The sequence below is a fragment of the Leptospira mayottensis 200901116 genome, assembly GCF_000306675.2.
Taxonomy (GTDB): Bacteria; Spirochaetota; Leptospiria; order Leptospirales; family Leptospiraceae; genus Leptospira; species Leptospira mayottensis.
On record NZ_CP024871.1, the window covers coordinates 2,465,795 to 2,482,246 of the forward strand.

At 40.8% G+C, this 16,452-nt stretch carries 14 protein-coding genes and 3 pseudogenes; 9 read left to right on the forward strand and 8 right to left on the reverse strand.

The features are described 5' to 3' along the window. Window positions 1-37 precede the first annotated feature (37 nt). Together LEP1GSC190_RS21110 and LEP1GSC190_RS11165 are read left to right on the forward strand one after the other, a co-directional pair. Window positions 38-814, forward strand: a pseudogene (locus LEP1GSC190_RS21110) (DUF1554 domain-containing protein); the annotation flags it as partial. 527 nt (window positions 815-1,341) lie between these two features. Beyond that, a protein-coding gene (locus tag LEP1GSC190_RS11165) for an IS5 family transposase (protein WP_174232269.1) occupies window positions 1,342-2,150 on the forward strand; the annotation gives its coding sequence in 2 pieces (ribosomal slippage) (window positions 1,342-1,681 and window positions 1,681-2,150; 810 coding nt in all). Here the strand turns inward: LEP1GSC190_RS11165 and LEP1GSC190_RS20795 are convergent. Both LEP1GSC190_RS20795 and LEP1GSC190_RS11170 read right to left on the reverse strand, forming a co-directional pair. Then, window positions 2,148-2,252: pseudogene (locus tag LEP1GSC190_RS20795) on the reverse strand (histidine kinase); the annotation flags it as partial. The gene LEP1GSC190_RS11165 and the pseudogene LEP1GSC190_RS20795 overlap by 3 nt on opposite strands. Before the next feature lie 197 nt (window positions 2,253-2,449). Continuing rightward, the gene (locus LEP1GSC190_RS11170) at window positions 2,450-3,544 is read right to left on the reverse strand and encodes an IS110 family RNA-guided transposase (protein WP_002744987.1); all 1,095 of its coding nucleotides are present in this window, start codon (window positions 3,542-3,544) and stop codon (window positions 2,450-2,452) included. Window positions 3,545-3,963: 419 nt separating this feature from the next. Between LEP1GSC190_RS11170 and LEP1GSC190_RS11175 the strand changes: the two genes are divergently transcribed. The 5 genes from LEP1GSC190_RS11175 (at window position 3,964) to LEP1GSC190_RS11205 (ending at window position 9,972) form a co-directional block, all read left to right on the forward strand. Beyond that, window positions 3,964-4,461, forward strand: coding sequence for a DUF1579 family protein (locus LEP1GSC190_RS11175; RefSeq protein WP_002764291.1), 498 nt, complete (start codon window positions 3,964-3,966; stop codon window positions 4,459-4,461). A 516-nt stretch (window positions 4,462-4,977) separates the two neighbouring features. Continuing rightward, window positions 4,978-6,222 (forward strand): ATP-grasp domain-containing protein, encoded by a 1,245-nt coding sequence (locus LEP1GSC190_RS11190; protein WP_036036899.1) that lies wholly within the window; start codon window positions 4,978-4,980, stop codon window positions 6,220-6,222. Beyond that, on the forward strand, window positions 6,209-6,856 hold the full coding sequence (locus LEP1GSC190_RS11195; protein WP_002764278.1) for a class I SAM-dependent methyltransferase: 648 nt from the start codon (window positions 6,209-6,211) through the stop codon (window positions 6,854-6,856). Before LEP1GSC190_RS11190 ends, LEP1GSC190_RS11195 begins: the two co-directional genes overlap by 14 nt. After that, complete coding sequence (locus LEP1GSC190_RS11200; protein WP_036036884.1) at window positions 6,832-7,719, forward strand: class I SAM-dependent methyltransferase; 888 nt, start codon at window positions 6,832-6,834, stop codon at window positions 7,717-7,719. The genes LEP1GSC190_RS11195 and LEP1GSC190_RS11200 overlap by 25 nt, the downstream gene beginning before the upstream one ends. Window positions 7,720-7,722: 3 nt before the next feature. Next, window positions 7,723-9,972: a YhjD/YihY/BrkB family envelope integrity protein gene (locus LEP1GSC190_RS11205; RefSeq protein WP_002764300.1), complete on the forward strand. Its 2,250-nt coding sequence runs from the start codon at window positions 7,723-7,725 to the stop codon at window positions 9,970-9,972. Window positions 9,973-10,056: 84 nt separating this feature from the next. Here the strand turns inward: LEP1GSC190_RS11205 and LEP1GSC190_RS11210 are convergent, their stop codons facing one another. The 5 genes from LEP1GSC190_RS11210 to flgG all read right to left on the reverse strand — a co-directional run bounded on the left by LEP1GSC190_RS11210 (window position 10,057) and on the right by flgG (window position 14,418). Next, the gene (locus LEP1GSC190_RS11210; RefSeq protein WP_002764293.1) at window positions 10,057-10,545 is read right to left on the reverse strand and encodes a rod-binding protein; all 489 of its coding nucleotides are present in this window, start codon (window positions 10,543-10,545) and stop codon (window positions 10,057-10,059) included. Beyond that, window positions 10,542-11,630 (reverse strand): flagellar basal body P-ring protein FlgI, encoded by a 1,089-nt coding sequence (locus LEP1GSC190_RS11215; protein ID WP_002764265.1) that lies wholly within the window; start codon window positions 11,628-11,630, stop codon window positions 10,542-10,544. The genes LEP1GSC190_RS11210 and LEP1GSC190_RS11215 overlap by 4 nt, the downstream gene beginning before the upstream one ends. Beyond that, entirely contained in the window at window positions 11,627-12,301 is a 675-nt protein-coding gene (locus LEP1GSC190_RS20800) for a flagellar basal body L-ring protein FlgH (protein WP_338034127.1), read from the reverse strand. The genes LEP1GSC190_RS11215 and LEP1GSC190_RS20800 overlap by 4 nt, the downstream gene beginning before the upstream one ends. 419 nt (window positions 12,302-12,720) lie before the next feature. Continuing rightward, the gene (gene flgA, locus LEP1GSC190_RS11225) at window positions 12,721-13,605 is read right to left on the reverse strand and encodes a flagellar basal body P-ring formation chaperone FlgA (RefSeq protein WP_002764257.1); all 885 of its coding nucleotides are present in this window, start codon (window positions 13,603-13,605) and stop codon (window positions 12,721-12,723) included. Window positions 13,606-13,623: 18 nt separating this feature from the next. Beyond that, a complete protein-coding gene (gene flgG, locus LEP1GSC190_RS11230) occupies window positions 13,624-14,418 on the reverse strand; it encodes a flagellar basal-body rod protein FlgG (protein WP_002619713.1) in 795 nt (264 codons plus the stop codon). Window positions 14,419-14,966: 548 nt separating this feature from the next. On the opposite strand from flgG, the pseudogene LEP1GSC190_RS11240 reads away from it, so the two are divergent. After that, a pseudogene (locus tag LEP1GSC190_RS11240) lies at window positions 14,967-15,212 on the forward strand (transposase); the annotation flags it as partial. A 303-nt stretch (window positions 15,213-15,515) separates the two neighbouring features. Here LEP1GSC190_RS11240 and LEP1GSC190_RS11245 read toward each other — a convergent pair. Then, window positions 15,516-15,734, reverse strand: coding sequence for a helix-turn-helix domain-containing protein (locus tag LEP1GSC190_RS11245; RefSeq protein WP_002756397.1), 219 nt, complete (start codon window positions 15,732-15,734; stop codon window positions 15,516-15,518). A gap of 55 nt (window positions 15,735-15,789) precedes the next feature. Between LEP1GSC190_RS11245 and LEP1GSC190_RS11250 the strand changes: the two genes are divergently transcribed. Beyond that, window positions 15,790-16,110: a helix-turn-helix domain-containing protein gene (locus LEP1GSC190_RS11250; RefSeq protein WP_002764285.1), complete on the forward strand. Its 321-nt coding sequence runs from the start codon at window positions 15,790-15,792 to the stop codon at window positions 16,108-16,110. Window positions 16,111-16,452: the final 342 nt, after the last annotated feature.

Below are 16,452 nucleotides of genomic sequence, written 5' to 3' on the forward strand. Positions count from 1 at the left end.
CCAAAATCAAATATACTATGGTCAAATTCACAATTCCAATCAATACCAGGATATGGGAACAGCATTCGGAGAAGGTATTGTGGATTCCATCGGTAGATATTTGATCAGTGGCAACCAAGGGGCTTGGAAATTAGGCCCAGGTATTCCGTTTTATATCGGCACATATAAAGATGGTTGGAAGCTAAATCCGATTGTAGATCAGAAGTATTCCGATTTTCAAAGGTTTCGGCGGGAAATGTCAGTCAGAGGAATTCTGGAAAATTCACCTGACTGGATGTCTCGATTGCAGGCGATTCAAAGCCTCAATTCCAATTTTACGGATCGTAAAACGAACTCGAACAATGAAGCTCGTTACGACGGTTTTGTACACTATCTATTACAAACGCCTCCATTCCATATTGATAGTTATCACGCAACCAATCCGGAAATCGCATCTCAATTGAATCAAGTCCAATACCGCTATGACCAGATGAAGCTGCTAGGAGAAATTTTGGACGGAGGACCGGCTAATTTCAAGTGGGTTTCTTACGGAGACGTGGTTCATCCTAAAAACTCTCGAGTGAGTTTGAAAGATTTGCTGGTTACTTTGGGCGAGATGCACGACGGTTCTCCTCTTCCACAAAATGGAAGTCCCGGGTTTACGGATGCGTATCTTTCCATCAAAAGTCCGTTTTCTCCTCAGTCTCTCGGATGGAGACTCGTGCAGAAAGGACTCATCTCAAAGGATGAAGTAAACAACTTGTATCGCGCCGTGGGAATGGACCAACTCGCAAATATCTGCGGTTATCCATGGGCTCTTGTGGACTGTCAATGAGGTAAGACGATAGGATAGAATTTTCACAATTTAGAACTAATTCACTTAATAAAAGTTAGGTGAATTAGTTTACTCATTTATATCTAGAAATTTGTAGTTTTCTAAATTTCTTTTTGGAATGTCAAAACCGATCTGAATGGATTTTTCAAATTAAAATCGAATTCTTCCGTATAATTTGTTTATTTCTAAAAAGAATTAGAAAATTCTGTTTTTTAGATCAAAGCCAACATTTCGACAAGTCTGTCGCAGCTAATCTCTAAACCTTTTTCCATGCAGGACGTAAGAACATCACCTCAAGCTTTCTTCGGCTCGTAAAGTACGTATGGTCTTTTTTCCGTCTTCCATCAGAACGACCGTTCCCACCGCGTCCAGCACCTAACGAACCCGCATTTCACTATGTACATCCTGGAACATAGGTAACAGTTTAGACCGGAGACATGGGTAACACTTTTAAAGTCCTTGTTACTTCCTTAGAGCTTGTCCCAAAACCTCCTTGTACTTGTAGTCTCAGGAAATAGATATGACATATGAAATCAGATTTAGGTCATTTAGATATCCCTGAAGAGATTTGGAAACGCCTTCATCCCTTGCTACCAAAGCGTAAAACAAACTCCAAGAAAGGAGGTCGTCCTCGGCTTGATGATAGAGTGGCGATGGCCGCAATATTTTACAGGGTAAGAACAGGAATTCAATGGAGATATATACCTCCGATGTTCGGTTCAAAATCAACGTTACATAGAAGATTTCAGGAATGGGTAGCCAGCGGAGTTTTTGATAAAATTGAAAAAGAAGCATTAAAACTTTATGAGCGCACTGTTAAAATTAGAACTAAAAGAATGGCATCTGATGGTAGCTTCGCAAGAGCTCCCAAAGGGGGGCTTTCACGGGTCCAAACCCGACGGATCGCGGCAAAAGAGGCCTTAAAAGGCATATTCTCATCGATCGGCGTGGAGCACCTGTAGCTTTTGTAATCGCTTCGGCAGGAACTCACGATTCTAAATTACTTTTTCCTACTTTAGAAAAGTTCAAAGTATTTAGAAACAAAAAATTGCTTAAACCAGAAATCCTTTCTTTAGATAAGGCTTACTCTAACAAAACGATTAAGAACAATTTAAAAAAGAAGAATATTCAATATCGAATTCCAAATAAAAAGAATGCGAGAAATCCTGAATGGATTGCTCCGCTAAATCCTTTTAGATGGACAGTCGAACGTACTTTTGCTTGGTTTAATGCATTTAGAGCCATAAAAACTTGTTGGGAATTCAAATTTGAAAATTATAAGGCATTATTCCAAATCGCATTTGCTATCATTTTAATTAGAATGTCCTGGAAATAGGTTTTGGGACAAGCTCTGATATGGCGCCCCCATCCGGAGCCGTAAATATTTTTTCGCATTTTTTTTAATCACCCAATAATTTAACTCGTTAGAGAAAAGCATTCGCGACGATTGATCAGACTGATATTCGCGGGTTGGATACCGCAGGATAATCTATACATCGGGAGCTGTTCTTAGTCTTAAAACGAAGGTCAAATTTGAAATTCAAATTTGCTTCAACACTGAGCCAACAAGTATTCCTCCTTTATCGTACATCTTCTCTAACGAATTCAATTATTGGATGAAACATTACTCTAACTCTATGCAACCAGATTCATCGCCGCCCAAAGAAATCCGGATAACTCTCTTGAAACTGCCGTTATCATTACCTGAGGAGTTTTTCCTCTTTGCTGTAGATTACGAAACTTCTTGTGTAATCTGAGAGATGCTTTTTCCGCCAAAGCAACAACTAACGCAGGTTGTCCCGATCTACGTGCGGTTACAATCTTACTTCCCGTTCCAGGGAAACGATGTTGCCAAGCTGCTTCTGTCAAAATCCTTCGAAGTCTGGGACTTCCAGTTTTTGTTATCCCTGTTTGTTTTCTTTTGGAACCGCTGGAATATTCTCCCGGAACAAGTCCTAAAAAACTCATGAACGAACCGGCTGTTTTGAATCGTTTGAAGTCACAAACCTCACAAAGTAAAAACATTGCGGTTAGATAATCCACTCCTCGGAAACATCTTAATATTCCCACTTTCTCTCGATACGGTTCACTTTCCGCTATCTCTTGTATTCTCTTATCCATCGCTTTTAAATTCTCTTCTTGAACTCTTACCCGACTATAATAGTCGTTAAATGTCTCTTGAAGGATCTCATTGTTAAACTGTAGATTGTTCAACCATTTGTTATGACTGACTGTCCAATACTTTGTTGCTGAGTAAGTTATACCCTTTCTTAATAAGAATTTCATCAACCTCTGACGATTCCTTCCTAAATCCAAACGAAGGCTGTCACGGGATCTCAAATAATCCCTTACCGCTTCGTCCTCTTCACTCGGTACATGAATCGATTCTAATTCTCCACTTCGTAATAATTTTGCTAATTTGATCGCATCTCTTTTATCGGTTTTGATCTTATCCGAACTTTGTCTTGGTATCTTTCCGGGTGCTACAAGGATACAATTCACTCCCAAAGACTTTAGATATCTGTAAAGTGGATAACCCGTTACTCCCGCCTCGTAACAACTATGTATCTCGTTCCATTCTGATTTTAGTTTATTGACGAACTTTTTGATCTGAACCTCATTATGTTTTATCTGCTGTTCTTTTACTATTTCCTTTGTATTGTTCGTTAAACACGCAATTCTAATCGTTTCTTTGTGGACATCCATTCCTACATATATTTTTCTTTTCATTACGTTCCTTCTGTTGGTTTTCTTGTTTTGTGGTATATGCTTGCATCTAACCCACGGTTTTCAAGCCCAGAAGGGGCGCCATTTTGTCTTAGTCCGTTCATCGAAGTAACCAATTATAAAAAACTGATAAACTCTTTTTGATGAAGAAAACGAAAATAGATTAGCCAAAAGAATTTGAAAACTATTCAAAGAGCGGACTCGCGGCAATTTCCGGATAAACAGTATTCCTTGAACCGTTCATGAAATTCGGATAACTCTAACTTCGAAAACGTTGAAGAATTGTACGTTTCAAAATATAGATCGTAAAATTGAACTGAGTCGGATCTGAACCTACGAACTTCTTTGCATAACGGTCAAATCTCATTTCAGAAAAATCCGTCTTGACTTGTTTTACCCATCGAATTTCAGTATTCTCCTTTATGAGCAAAGAAAAATTCGAACAAAGCAAACGGGAAGGAATTCATAAAGAACTGGAGCTACTTGTCGGAAACTGGAAAGGTGTGGCACAGATGATGTTCGAAGAAGGAAAGGTCGCCGACGAATCTCCGATCTTCGGAAACATGAAACTTATATTAGGTGGAAGATTTCTTCTTCACGAATACAAGGGAAGTTACGGAGGAGAACCTTTGGAAGGAATCGCAATCTACGGATATCATATCGACAAACAAAGATACGAGTCCGCCTGGATTGAAAGTTTCGGAATGGGAACCGGAATTCTATTCTCCGAAGGAAATCCAGGATCCAAAGAATGGTCGTTCACAGGACACTACGGAGGTGAAACTCCGGAAACGCGCTGGGGTTGGCAAACCAGTGTCGAAAGGAACGGGAACGACAAACTCGTTCTTTTTTCTCAGAACCTCAGACCGAATGGGGAAAAGGCAGGAGGAGTTCGAATTTTATACGAACGCATTTCGTAAGGAATTGTTCCCTTTATCTACACATTGAATTCTTCCCGGAGACCCGATCCAGTTTCCCTCAGTCAAAGACGTATCCAGGAAACTCTGCAAAATTACGAAAATGAAATGAGCCCAAATTAATTTCCACAAGGATCGGTGGAAATCAAAGTCTGGGAAAAATCCCCAATCCCCACTCGGATTCATTCACAAAAATCGAAGACAACGGAACGTCTCAAATCTTCGTCAACTATATAAGCGCATAGACAGTTTCGAACGATCATGCCTCAGGTCCCTTCAGACTGGTCGATTACACGTAAATTACTTCTAAGAATCGAAGTCGATGGAGTTTCAAAACTTGCGCAGAAATCCGTTGTGGTTTACGTTCATCAGGACGAAATCAAGATTATTCTTACGAGGAAAAAATTCGGAAATAAAAACGAACCTTCACCGATCCGCTTTTCGCTAAGCACAGAATCGAGTCATACGGCTCGTAAAAATCCTTTGACTTTCTTGCGTGTAAAAAGAAATCTACGGATGATGAAAGAAAAGGGATATTTCCTTTCCATCGGGGCCGGACCCAATCAAGTCCCCTTAATCTCCGCTGCAATCGGGCTCGGTTACTCGGTGATCGCCGTGGACAGAAACAACCGCGCACCTGGTTTGAGCATGTCCTCTCTCAGGATCATGGAATCAGTCACCGAATATCGTAAAATTCTAAAAACGATTTCTGAAATTCCTCTTCAGGGAAAAATTCTCGGAGTCGGGACTCGCTCCTACGGAAAAGCTACTTATACCGCTTCCTACATAGCCGACAAATTAAAACTACGTTATGCTAGTCTTAAAAGTGTAGAGATCTGTTCGGATAAGAATCTGCTCAAAGAAACCGCAAAGAAGATAGGAATTTTAACTCCGGAAAATTATGATATAAGTACCTTAAAGAATCAATTTCCCTTCGTATATAAACCTTCTCAAGGAAGCGGTAAAGAAGGAATCAGGACCTTTTACGATCAGGAAGAATGGGAATCCTTTCTTAAATCCAAGAAAAAAAACTCTCGTACAAGGGCTTCCTTATCCAAAAAGAAAACGAATATGGCTAAGGAAGAATGGATCGCAGAAGAATATATTCCGGGCTTTGAAATCACCGTCTGTGGATTGATTCAAAACGGAAAGTTTTTTCCGGCGTCCATTTCTCACAAGGATGTGACGAAGTACGCGCCTTATTTAGAAATTGCTCATACTCTTCCTTTTTTACATTCCGAATTAATTGGAGAAATTCTTCTCAACTGCAGGGCTCTGGCCGTGGCAACTAAGATGAACAACTGCCCGTTCGTTGCCGAATTCAGGATCAATCCACAAGGAGAAATCTATCTGATCGAAGCGGTCCCCGAAGTTGGAGGAGAATTTTTAGCGGACGCTCTGATCCCGAGTTACTTCGGTTCTTCTTATTTCGAGAATTTAGTAAAACTTTTGACAGGAGAAAAAATCGAACCATTTTTGAACTATTCGAAAATCCCTAAAAAATATGCGGGGATTTTTTTCTCCGCGCCTCCCGAAGGAAAATCCAAATTTATCGAACATTCCGAATTTTTTATAAAAGGAAAAGAAAAAATCATCTTCGATCGTAAGTTGAAACAACATGGAGAAATTTTAAGAACGTCGGAAGGAAACGCAATAAGAACTCGAAGTGTCGGGATTTTAGGCCCCGATCAAAACGATCAGACTTTGGAAAATTGGAAGGAGTCCGTTCTGCAAAGACTGGAAGGTAAATTTGAATCCGTCTGAACCTTCTTCCCGATCCGCCTGGAATCTACATTACACAAGAACCAAATCCAGGTTAGGTTATCCCGATGAAAATCTAGTCAGAATGCTTTCGAAAATCGGAGCCGGTTATTCCGATAAACAAACGGAACGGAAAGCCTTGGATTTCGGAGCCGGTTCAGGAAGACACTGCGTTTTATTAAACGAATTCGGTTATCAAGTTTATGCGATGGACTATACGGAAAATTCCGTAAAAACAATTCGAGAAACGTATCCTTTCGTCAAAGCTTTGTTAGGCGATAATTCTCCGTTACCTTTTGAAAAGAATTTTTTCGACGTGATCGTAAGTTGGGGAGTATTGCACTATAATTCCACAAAATCCACTCAAGAAATTCTAAAAGAAAAAATCAGAATTCTCAAGAAAGGAGGATATCTAGCTGGGTCGGTGCGAGCAGTCGGGGATACACATCTTCAGGCGCAGGGAACTGTGATCGGAGCCACGGACTTAAAAGGGGCTTACTCCCGTTTTTATACATTAGAAGAATTGAAAGAAGATTTAAAGGATTTTTCCCATACCAATTTCGGTTATACAGAAAGAACTCCTTTGGGAAAATTGGAAGAAAGGATTTGTCATTGGATCTTTTTGGCGAAACTCTAAACGAAATTTGTCCTTGCTGTCAAAAAAACGACTGGAAATTCTTATATTACTCCACATTTAAAAATTATAATATTCCAATTTATATCTGCTCTACCTGCGGACTCAGAACCCAACACCCAAGACCAAAACCTTCCGAACTCTATACGGAAAAATATTACTCCGGCAATGCGAACTTTTCATATCGAGACGAAAGACAAACCGAAAAATTCGACCGATACGTTTGGAAAGCCCGGATTAAAAACATCCAAAAATTCAAACCGAAAGGAAAATTCTTAGATATTGGTTGTTCCTTCGGAGGTTTCCTGAATTGTGCAAAAGAAGCCGGTTTTGAAGTCACCGGTGTGGAAATTTCTTCTTACTCCGCCGAAGCCGCAAAATCCAGAGGATTCAAAGTATATCAGGGAGAATTTTTAGACGTAGATCTTCCCGAAAATTTTTTCGACGTGATCACTCTCGTAGAGGTGATCGAACATCTCTCGCAACCGGACCGCGTTTTTCAAAAACTTTGCCGAATTCTTAAACCGGGAGGATTGCTACTTCTACAAACCGCAAACTTCGAAGGCATGCAAGCGATTGATGCGGGGGCAAACTACCACTATTATCTTCCGGGGCATTTTTATTATTATTCGGAATCGAATCTGAAAAAAATTCTTGATCGCTCGGGTTTTAGAGATCACATCATTTATCTCGGAGTTGATTTTTCGCTCCTCGCAAAGTTACTTAAGTCAAGAGGAAGTTTCCGCTCCTGGAAAGATTATTGGAAATGGATTCGAATCAGTGTTTACCATTGGAAAAGCAAACTCAAAAATCAAGGCAGGCCTTTGACTTCGTCCATGGTTCTGTACAGCTTCAAGGCGGAATGAACAATGTTACATCTATTTAAACCGGGTTGGTTGGCCGATTCTGATAAGATTCCCAAAAAAGGTTTTCTAAAAATTTTTGTTCTATTCATCCGGATCATCGTAGGTTCCGCGTATCGCTTTATCAAGGATGATTGTCTCATGCAAGCCTCCGGAATTTCTTATACGACAATCGTATCTTTGATTCCAATGCTCACGGTTGCGTTATCGTTGATCACAATCACTTCCGGTTTGGAAAATCGAAAAGAGGAAATTTTCGACACAATCAACACCTTCATTTTACAAAGTAATATCAACGTGGATATAAACACGTATCTCGAAACGATCGGAGAACTGATCGATACTGCAACTCAGATCGGGGCCATCGGATTTGTGATTTTGGTATTCTCAGCGACCGCAGTTTTACGTTCTTTGGAAAACGCGTTCAACGGAATTTGGAAGATCCGTTCCAACAGATCCCTCTTTCAAAAATTCGTGTTTTATTTTTTCGTTTTGGCGATAGGTCCTCTTCTTTTCGTGATCGGAGAAGGAATCGCTAAAAAGACCATCGATTTTTTCAGACCCTCCCACTACTTTTCCATGGAAAAAGATTCTTCCGGTAAAATCTGGGTGAGCGGAGAAAATGGAACCCTGTTTCGAATGGATTCCAACCTCAAAAAGGAATATTCGATCCGGGAAGACGAAATTGATTTTGAAAATATGAGATGTTTAGACAACTTAGGAGGAGGATTAGACTTCTGCAAAAAACCGAATATAGGAAATTCCGATTTTATTCGTATTAAAATCCGAGAAGAAACCATCTACGCCCTTTCCACAAAAGGGATTCTCTTAATCAAACCCATCGAATCCTCTGTCTGGACACTGACCTCGTTCGAAGGAGTTGAACTCAAAGACATAGAAGTCATCAATAAAAATAACATTTTCATTATATTCAAAAATGGAGAAGTTTTACACTATATTCCCGAAGGAATCTCCTTCAAACCGATCTTCAAAGATAGGTTGAAGATGAACGCTTCCAAAGTCTATTTTCCAGACACATTAAAAGGTTACATCGCGGACGAATCCGGGACCGTATGGACAAGCAACGACGGAGGATTCAATTTTTATCCGAATCGACTGACTCATTTAGCGTTCCATGACATCCATCAAACTACAAACGGGGATATCTTTTTGACGGGAGAAAGAGGAGTTTTGTATCGTTCCCAAGACGGAGGAAATAGTTGGATCGAACTGCGTCACAAACGGTATAACTTCATCCGTATCTGGTCATTTACGGGACCCGATATAACGGAATTATTCCTCATGGATAGTCTGGGGAATATACTCATTTCCACAGATCTAGGAGATCACTGGAATCCATTTTATACCCCGATGAACGGCAAGTTGTGGGCCAATCTTCTTTTGGAAAGAAAAGAGAACGGAAAGCTCAAAATGCTCAACGTAGGCGAATATCGTACCATCAGTATTACAGAATCCAAAGATCAGAAGTTCGCGACCTCGCTAATCGCCGGAGGAGACAGTGTTTTTACGATTTATTCTTTCCTAAGAATTTTATTTCCACTCTCCGGAATTTGGCTCTTTTTTCTAAGTCTTTATTCTTTGATCCCGAATACGAAGGTTCCCCTAAAAGCCTCCTCTGTAGGAGCGGCGGTTACAGGTATCATCTTTCTTATCTTTCTTTGGGGATTTTATGTGTATCTTTCCTCGTTCAGCGAAACCACAATGATTATCTACAAAGCTTTAGCGGCGATTCCGATTTTTCTTTTGGGAGTATATTCACTTTCTTTAATTGTTCTGTTCGGTGCAGAAATCACCGCGTCTCTTCAATTCAGAGAGAGATATCTCGCTCCTCTTCACTCTCTGGATGAAATTCATACCTCATCAAGCAACGAGTTTCGAAAATTGATTTCGATTTTAAAGTCCGCATATAGGATTCAAAGAGAAAAAAAGATACCTTCCACTTCCATCGAACTTTCTTCGGTTTCCAAGTTGAAAGAGGAAGAAATCCCGATTCTCACAAAAAAACTTTGCGAGTTAGGGTTTTTATCCGAAACGAGGAAAAACGAATTTGTTCCGATTATTTCTCCGGCGGATTTGAGTATCGGAGACGTTTATCGAAAAATTCCCGAACCTCTTTTAACGGGAGATAAGGAACTGAAATTATTTCCCGGAAACATCAGTTCCAAGATCGAAAAAACGGAAGAAAAACTACAAAACGATTTGGACGGAATTAAATTTTCGGATCTAATCGACTAACAAAGATTTTTCGTATTTAAGAATAGAACTTAGTACAGAATCAAGTCCGCTTTTAAAAACGACTTTTCTGGAATGTGTTTCATTTTAAGCCTTACGATCGGTTCTGGTCCCAGCGTCAATCGGAGTAAGATTGAAAGATAAAGACTGATAGATCTGTTCCGCAAGACCCAAGGAAGAATTTGCCGAAAGGTTTTTGGAATATTCGTCGTAGAGCATGTCTTCAAAGATCGCTTCCGCGTGACCTCCGTCGATGAGACCAGATTTCTCTACGGTCTTTTTCATTTCCGTCAGCATCATCTTCACAAAGATAGATTCGAATTCAACGGACGCGGAATAAAGTTTTTTGCGATACGGATCGGTCGCAATCTCCTCCTTGATATTATGAGGAAGTTTGACTTCGGAGGAACTGATCTTACCGGAAAATTCCTCGTTAAATTCTTCCCGAAGCCGTTCAGGAAAGGAAACGTTCCGTTTTTCTTGATTCGATTTCTCTATATGGATAAGACTTTTGACTTCAGGTTTTTCGACCAGATTCAACTTATTTGTGTAATCTTGAATGAAATTGATTTTCATTGTATCTCCAACTCCGCGTGTAACGCGCCCGATTTTTTCAAAGCTTCCAATATAGCGATGATGTCCCTAGTAGAGGCTCCAACCTTGTTCAAGGCTTCGACCACGTCACCTACGCTCGTGGATTCTTCGATCAAAAAAGAGTTTTTAACCGGCTCTTGTTCTTTTCCAAACCAGTTACGTCTCCGGTTTTTATCAGTGACGGAAAGATTCAAGCCGGAACGAGAAACCGCAACCTCTTCAATCGTGATGTTGCCGCCCATTACGATAACTCCGGTTCTTTCGTTGATTATCACCTTCGGCTTAACCTGGGTTTCGACGGTAAGATTTTCAATGTCGCTTAATAAAGTTAAGAATGCGTCGGACTTATTTTCGAAAGTTTTTCCAAGAACGATATTGATCTCGGAAGGAGAAACGGGAACAACCGATTCCGGTCCGATTCCGTGTTTCCCGGGAAGAATAGAACGAATACGAGAAACGATCGTGTTTAAAGCCGTAAAATCCTGATTTTCAAGTTGAATCTGAATTCTTTCGGAAGCGTAAAAGTTCTGATCCAACTCCTGCTCGACGATCGCTCCTCCATGAATAATTCCGACCGTCTTTTTATTTCCCCTCGCACCGCTCCCTCTTTCTTGTTCCTGTCTTCCGCCGAAAGAAATCACGCCCGAAGCCACCGCGAATGTTTTATCCCCGGCCGTTTTCAAAGGAGATTGCAGGAGAACCCCTCCTTCCAAGGACTTAGCATCTCCGATGGAAGATACGATTACGTTCAACTTATCCCCTTTGCGAGAATAAGTCGGTATCGTAGCGGTGATCAAAACGGATGCAATGTTTCGAGTTTGATCCGGTTTGAGATTGGCTTCTACTCCGAGGTTTTTCAGATAATTTTTCATACTCTCGGAAGTAAAAGGAGTTTTACTATCTCCGGTTCCAGGAAGACCGACTACGATTCCGTATCCCGTGATCTGATTTTCCCGAATTCCTTCGATTCTTGCAATGTCTTTCAGCTTAAGCTCGGCCGCGTTTATAGAAAAAAAGGATACTCCGCTCGATAAAAGAATGCAAAAAATAGAATATTCTAATTTCATTGTGATTCTCCCAAAAGCCGGTTCAGTTGGTTCAGAATCAGTCTTTGTTTTTCTTCCTCCGAAAGTTCGGCCTTGGTTGTCACGGAACCGTCCGGATTTGTGACAGATTTTAAAGCGATCGGAGGAATTACTTCTTGGCGCTTGATTTTTCCATTAAAGTTCACCTGAAGATCGGCGATTTTATCCGCATCAATAGAGGAATCCTTTTCCACAAATTCCGGAGAAACCGTTCCTGATAAAAAAAGGCTATTTTCCTCTCCGTTGATCACGTTCATTTTTTGTCCCCGGATGCTCAAAAGCCCTGTGTTCGGATCCACTGCGGTTACGAGAACCGTCAAGTTTCCTTTTATTTTCCCCAAAGACTTGATCTTCCCCTTATTTTTTCGAGTAATCGTACGATCACTGTTATACGATGGCATATCGGGAATAATCTTTTTATCGGGCATAACTTTCAAGGTCAGGGTTTCGTCCGCATTGGATTCGAGCTCGAATTCCGCCTGTAGACCGTTTCTAATTTTAACGTAGAGAGGAGATCCGACCTTGATATTTTGGCGGATGGAATACGGATTTTTATCCGCCCAAAGGGAGGATTCTTGAGCATTCAAACTGGATTGGTTTCCCGCGAAAACGCAGAATAGAAGAAAAAAAACGCCTGTTCCCAAAAAACTCAATCTTGAACTTTTTAATAAAATCCTTTCCCACAAGTTACCTGGGCCCGAAAATAAACATGTCGGAAATACGACGATCTTCCGTGAAACTTGTGCCCTAAGAAACGACCCATAGGAAAACTCTGCGTTGAACTTTCTAGGATACAGCGTAGAGTAAAACTTAACATCTCGCCCTTTATAAATTGCTCGATGAGCAGGCAAACTCGGAATATTTCTTTCTATTAGAAAATTATATTTTTCTAAATAAAAAGCCGAGTGGGAATTTCTACAAAAATTCGATCGTTCACAAAATCGCGGCTCGTGGGTAAAATTATCGTAGAAAACGGCGGTGAGTTTTAAAACACGGCGTAAATTACGTAAAAAATAGTAAAGAATGACCTCATCTAAAATTCCAGAACTTACACCGAGAATCGAATCGAATTTCATTCCGCGACCACCGTATTCTTATCCACGACTTTCGCTCTCAACTGTCCCTCTCTGGAATGAGTCGCAACCTGAACTTCTTCCCCGATATTTCCGGAACTCAGAGCTTTCACTTTCGCTTTAAGAACGAGACTCTCTTTATGATAGATCATTAGAACTTCTCCTCCTCTTTGAACGTCCTGAATCTTACGAACGTGTTTTTTACGAAAGACCTCACCTTCGTTCATGTCTTTTAAAAGAGTAGAACCCAGTAACTCGTTTCCGGGGGAGTCCAAAATTTCCTCAGAAGTAAAGGTTTCTTCTTCTTTGAAATCTTCTTTTACGATTTTGATCCCTTTGTTCAAAGAACGACTCGCCTTTAATACCTTTATCTTTTGTTCCACCTGAAAACGAATCCTCAAAGTATGAACTTTTTGATTTTGAAAAAATATTTCCAGAGAAGCCATGAGTTGTCCCGGATGCAAACGGGAAGAAAGATTCGCCCAACGAAGTTGAACGCCTTCCGAAGGAACCTTGATATCTCCGGATAAAAACGTAAGTTTGAACTCCCCGTTCGGATGTTTCTTTTTGATCTCGTCGGTAAGCGATTCCTCGATTTCTTCGGGTTTCAAGATATGATTCAAAGGAAGAACCAAAGTTTCCTTTCCTACCACGATTGGCTTCAAATCTCCGTAAATCTTCAAGATGTCTTTGGATCCGACAAACATGGGGCGCTTTAAATCTCGGATGAGAACACGGTCTTCGAATCCATCCGGAATCCGAGCGACGGAAGATAAAAGAACTTCTTCCCCTTCCACGATCACCCTACCTTTGAGATAAATCCCGGCCCCCCAAAGTGAATCGGCGCCCAAGACTAAAAGAACAAGAATCCGCGCAAGCTTCATAAGAAATTTATAAAGTTCTTATCTCTTGAGGGAAATCGCAGTAGACAGCATATTATCCGAGGTCTGAATAGCCTTCGAATTGGACTCGTAAGCTCTTTGAGCAACGATCATGTTCACCATCTCTTCCACGATCTTTACGTTACTCATTTCCAAAAATCCTTGAAGTACGTTTCCGAATCCTTCCATACCCGGAGTTCCCGGAATTTCAGGTCCGGACGCCACCGTTTCTTGAAATAAGTTTTTTCCGATCGCTTGAAGACCCGCCGGGTTTACGAAACGATAAAGTTCCACCTGACCGATCACGATCGGACGGATATCCGCTCCGACTTTTACGGTGACTTCTCCCTGTTCGGAAATCATCAGTGTGTTCAAGATCGCTCCTTCGGGAAGAATGAGCGGCGGTTCGAGAAGATATCCGTTAGACGTCACTACTTGTTGGTTTGAATCTATCTTAAAAGATCCGTCTCTGGAGAAAGCAAAACTCCCATCCGGCATTTGGATTTTAAAAAATCCCATTTCTCCGGTAATCGCCATATCCAATTTATTTCCGGTCGCTTGAAAAGAACCGATTTCAAAAAGTTTTTGCGAAGCCGCCGCTCTCACCCCATGACCTACATTGACTCCCGTAGGAATCTCACTTACAGAAGTGGCCGGAGTTCCGGCTAAAACCTGGTGTTGGTAAACCAAATCCTCAAAGTCAGCGCGATTTTTTTTAAATCCTGTTGTATTCACGTTTGCTAAGTTGTTTGAAATCGTATCGATATGGAACTGCTGGGCAATCATTCCCGTTGCAGCCGTCCAGAGTGAGCGCATCATATTCCGGTAACCCTCTTCTTCCTTTCTAGTTCGGTCAATTTCGGAAATTGATGAAGTACAAAGCCCTTATTTTTAGAAAAAGCGACAGAATTCTAAAAATGTGTGGGGGTCGAGCGCCCATAGATTAGTATGTTTCTTGAACGTAAGACAGTTCCGAGTATGATATTCTTGATTCGACAGAGTCAAGAGAAGGCTGGTGGAGGAAACGAAAAGCATTTTCGCTCGCTATGGATCGCTCGTCTTTGCTTTCGCAAAGAACCAAAAAGTTTTCCGCTCCGCGGCTTTTTGATTATCTTCGCTCCTTATGGATCGCTCGATAGGTATCAGAACTCAAGCTTGTTAGTCCTTCTGCTTCGTATAAATATTAGGGGTAAAAATTCTATGTTTTGTAAGCTTAAACTTTATGGTCTTATGTAATAAATTGCGGAAGGCTTGACACAAGATACATAGGAGAAGCGAGACAGCAAGCATTCGAGTTGCTCCAATGCGTGGGAAACCCGAGCGACGTAAAAACGGACATCTTTTGCTCGGGCAATAAGATGTATATGAGTCAAAAAGGAAAATACTCTCCGGAGTTTAAAGAACAAGCCGTAAAGCGAACGCTTTCCGGTCCGTTTACGATAAAAGAAGCGGCGGAATCATTGGAGATCGACTATTTTGTGTTACGACACTGGAGAACGGAATCCTTGAAAAAGTCCGAACAACAAAATCCGGCAACAGATAAACAATTCAAAGAGAGCGAAGAATTAAGAATTTATCCCAAAACCTCAAAAGAAATCAGTCATTCGGTAAATTCGTAATAAAATAGTTGAGTTCCGACAGAAACAGTCCTTTTGATAGTTTTTAGTTGCTTAGTCATAAAATTTTTGAGTAATGTCGCCTAACGACAAGTGATTGTCGACGATCCGCGGGTCCGAAGGACTTGGCGCGAGACTTGCTTTGCAAGGCGAGTGACAAAGCGGAATGTGGTGAAGCCCAAGCAAGGGTCGCATTAGCGAGCCCGACGCGACAATTTTTAGTTATCTGCTTGCCGCGCCCCGAATCCTAATCGGCGACGGCAGAGACGATTAGTGATGCCAATGAAATTGCAATTTTCAGATATCCAAAAAATCTTTTGGTTTCACTTTCAATCGCTTGGAAAGTTTAAAGATTGAACTTGCAGTAAAATTTGCCCTACCCGCTTCAATATCTTGCAAAGTTCTTACAGGAACGGCATAATCACCTTCGTCCATATTTTCCTGAGTAAATCCTTTTTCCTTTCGGATTGCCTGAATCTTTCTTCCGACTTTTTGTAAAAATTCTTCTAATTCCACGCACGGTATATTGCGGCATGGTTGACAAAAAGTGAACGCAGTATACCGTGTGTACGTGTTCTTTAAAGATTTTTATTTTTTAAAAGTTCCTTTTTTAAGGAGAAAGCACCTAAACTCTTTATCTGGACAAGCAAAATCGAATATTGGAGGAGAAATTTCTGACGAAGAGCGAAAATCCTTCTTTAATCAGCTTAGAGGCGCAAGGATCGAAGTAAATCTAACTCAAGCACAAGTATCTGAGAGATTAGGAAAATATCAGAGTTATATTTCAAAAGTTGAATCCGGAAAGAAAAGATTGTTTATAGAAGATTTTATCAGATTATGCGAACTTTATAATAAACCGCCTGAGTATTTCTATTCCGTATTTTCTAAGTGATAATTTATGGGATCGAAGATTTCCGCCCGAGTAAAATCTGCGAAGCAGTTTTAACGAGGGCGAAAAAGACAGATTGAACGATTAGCTTTAGCGTCCCGATCGCAACGCGTTCGGGTGGCGCGGTTCTTGCCAGCCCACAATGTAAGAACCGTGACAAGCAATGTCACCTTTACTGAGTCTGAAGTAATTTTTTTGAATTTAATTCGCTCTCAGCAAATTTTATTCTTGATCTAAAGAGACATATTCAGTACCGTTGTTTCGTGGGCTGTTCCGGCAAACCGTAATAGTTACTTCGGTAGCTACTTAAGAGAGTGCTTTAAGTACTCGCGAGTCCCAGAGTAA